The sequence below is a fragment of the Cryobacterium sp. RTC2.1 genome (genome assembly GCF_035018685.1).
Taxonomy (GTDB): Bacteria; Actinomycetota; Actinomycetes; order Actinomycetales; family Microbacteriaceae; genus Cryobacterium; species Cryobacterium glucosi.
Genome location: NZ_JASJXJ010000252.1, coordinates 1 through 2,596 on the forward strand (window position 1 = coordinate 1; position 2,596 = coordinate 2,596).

Genomic DNA, 2,596 nt, shown 5'->3' on the forward strand with positions numbered 1-2,596 from the left:
TGAGTATTTGTGGGTTTGGGGGCCAGTGAATATTGCCTTCGGGGGCCACTGATATTGCCGCTGGGTGCCGGGTCATCGCGCGGTCGGGGGCCAGTGGCGCCCGACCGCGCGAGCGGTTATGTCGTGACCTGGCCTGCGGTGTGTTCTCGCATGTTGTGGCCGCCGGTCTCGACCCAGATGGTGTTGTGCACGATGCGGTCCATGATCGCGTCGGCGTGAACTCCGGAGCCGAGGCGCTGGTGCCAATCCTTCTGGGCGTATTGAGTGCAGAACACCGTTGATGCCTGGTCGTAGCGGCGCTCGAGGAGTTCGAGCAGCATGCTCCTGGTGCTCTCGTCGGGCTCGTCCAGGAGCCATTCATCGATTACCAACAGCGAGAACGCGGCGTACTTGTTCAGAAACTTCGTCGACCCGGACGGCTTATCGCGGGCCAGCTGCCAAGCCTCTTCGAGCTCCGGCATCCGAATGTAGTGCGCTCGCACCCGGTGCCGGCAGGCGGCCTTCGCCAGCGCGCAGCCCAGATACGATTTCCCCGACCCGGTGAAGCCCTGGAAAACGACATTCTGCTGTCGATCGATGAACGAGCAGGTGCCGAGCCCCGCGAGCATTGACCGGTCGAGGCCGCGTTCTTCGACGAGGTCCAGGCGGCGCAGGTCAGCGTTTGGGTAGCGCAGGTTCGCCCGGCGAATCAGCCCCTCGACTTTGGTCTGGGTGAAGACGGAGTGCGCGTCGTCAACGGCGAGTTTGACTCGCTCCTCGAACGCGAGGCCGAGGGTGAGGGTGGCGTCCTGGGCGTCGAACGCGTCCAACAGGGTGGCCACTCCCATTTCACGGAGCTTGCGTTTGGTCTCGATATCGATCCGGCTCACCGTGCACCGCCTCCGTAGTAGTCGGCGCCGCGGACGTATCCGCCCGATTCAGGTTCGACGGGTTCGAAGCGTGGAATCCTGCGGATGCCTGTCTTGTCTTGCCCGGTCTCGAGGATCGGTTGCAAGTGCGCATACCGGGGCGAGCGAACACGACCCTCCAAAGCGATCTGGCACGCTTTGTCCACCCGCTCGCTGGAGTAGCGGCGGCTCAGCCGCAGCACGGCCAGCGCGGCGTCGAACCCCTGTTCTTCCACCGGCACGGCCTCGAAGATCCTGTTCACCACGGTCACCATGTTCGGTCCGACTCGTTCGGCCCAAGCCCGGATCCGGACGGTGTCCCACTCCCGATACTTCTCGCCCTGGGGCTGGTCGCCATCGTTGGTGCGGTATTCGTTCACGACATGCTCACCCAACAACAGGTGGCTGGTGAGCCGCTCATGGTTGCGATAGACCTCGAGCACCTGGCTGGTGATGCGCAGGTCGACGCCCTGTCCGATATGCGCGTAGGGGACGGAGTAGAAGTTCTTCTCCCAGACCACATGCCCGTTCTTTTGCACCCGACGCCCCACGATCCACCGGCTGATCTCGAAAGGCGCCGACGGCAACGGCCGCAACAGCGCCTTCTCCTCAGTTTCGAACACGCTGAGGCGGGAGCCGGCGCGTTTCTGGAACGGTTCCCGGTTGTAGGCATTCATCCGCTCCCGGATCGCGGCCCGCAGTTCGGGAAGCGTTCCGAAGCTCCGATGACGCAGTCCGGCGATCACCCAAGTAGCAACATGAGAGACCGTGTTCTCCACGGACGCCTTGTCTTTGGGTGACCGGGGTCGGCCCGGCAGCACCGCGGCCGAGTAGTGCGCCGCCAGTTCCCGGTAGGCGTCGTTCAACACGACCTCACCCTCGCGAGGGTGCTTGATTACGCCGGTCTTCAGGTTGTCGGGCACGATCCTAGGAACCGTTCCGCCAAACCATTCGAACATCGCGACGTTGGCCAGGAGCCAGGTGTCTTGCCGCATATCCAACGCCGGTTCCACGAACGCATACCGAGAAAACGGCAGGCACGCGACGAACAAATACACCCGAGACGTCTCGCCCGTGACCGGGTCGGTGAGTTGCATCGTTGGCCCCGACCAGTCGACCTCGACCGTCCGCCCGGCCTTGTGGCCCACCCGCGACGCCGCCCCCGTGACCAGGGTGTGCGCCGCGTAGGACTTGCAGAATCGGTCGTATCCCATCGCGGGCTGCCCCGACACCGCGCACCCGTCGACGTACTCGCCATGGAGCAGCTTCAGCGTCACCCCCACCTTGGCGAGCTCTTTGTGCACCGCGTCCCAATCGGGCTGCACGAACACGCTGTCGTGTTCGCCCCGGCCCGGGAACAGCAGCGCATACACCTCGGCCTCGCTGCGGCCGGCATGGCCGTCGCTGCCGATGCCGGTCTTCTCCGCGGCATCGAACACCGCCAGCACACTCTTCCGCGACATGCCCTGCGCGAGAGCGATCGCGCGCCCCGTCATGCCCTCGGCGCGGAGTTGAAGCACGAGCTTCGCGTTGATCCTTCGTACCATTGTTGATTACTCCTTCTGCCGGGTGCCTATACACGCGGCGGAAGGAGCTAAGCAGACGGCCCCCAACAGCAATATTCGGTGGCCCCCGAGCGCACTACTGGTCACACCGCCCGGTGGCCCCCAAAGTCAATATCGGTGGCCCCCAGAAGCGCTAATACTCAC

Annotated in this window: 2 protein-coding genes; both read right to left on the minus strand. The window is 64.3% G+C overall.

What is annotated here, in order from left to right:
• Positions 1 to 116: 116 nt before the first annotated feature.
• The gene (locus tag QN357_RS18510) at positions 117 to 869 is read right to left on the minus strand and encodes an ATP-binding protein (protein WP_323505342.1); all 753 of its coding nucleotides are present in this window, start codon (positions 867 to 869) and stop codon (positions 117 to 119) included.
• Positions 866 to 2,434, minus strand: coding sequence for an IS21 family transposase (istA, locus tag QN357_RS18515; RefSeq protein ID WP_323505343.1), 1,569 nt, complete (start codon positions 2,432 to 2,434; stop codon positions 866 to 868). Before istA ends, QN357_RS18510 begins: the two co-directional genes overlap by 4 nt.
• Positions 2,435 to 2,596 lie beyond the last annotated feature (162 nt).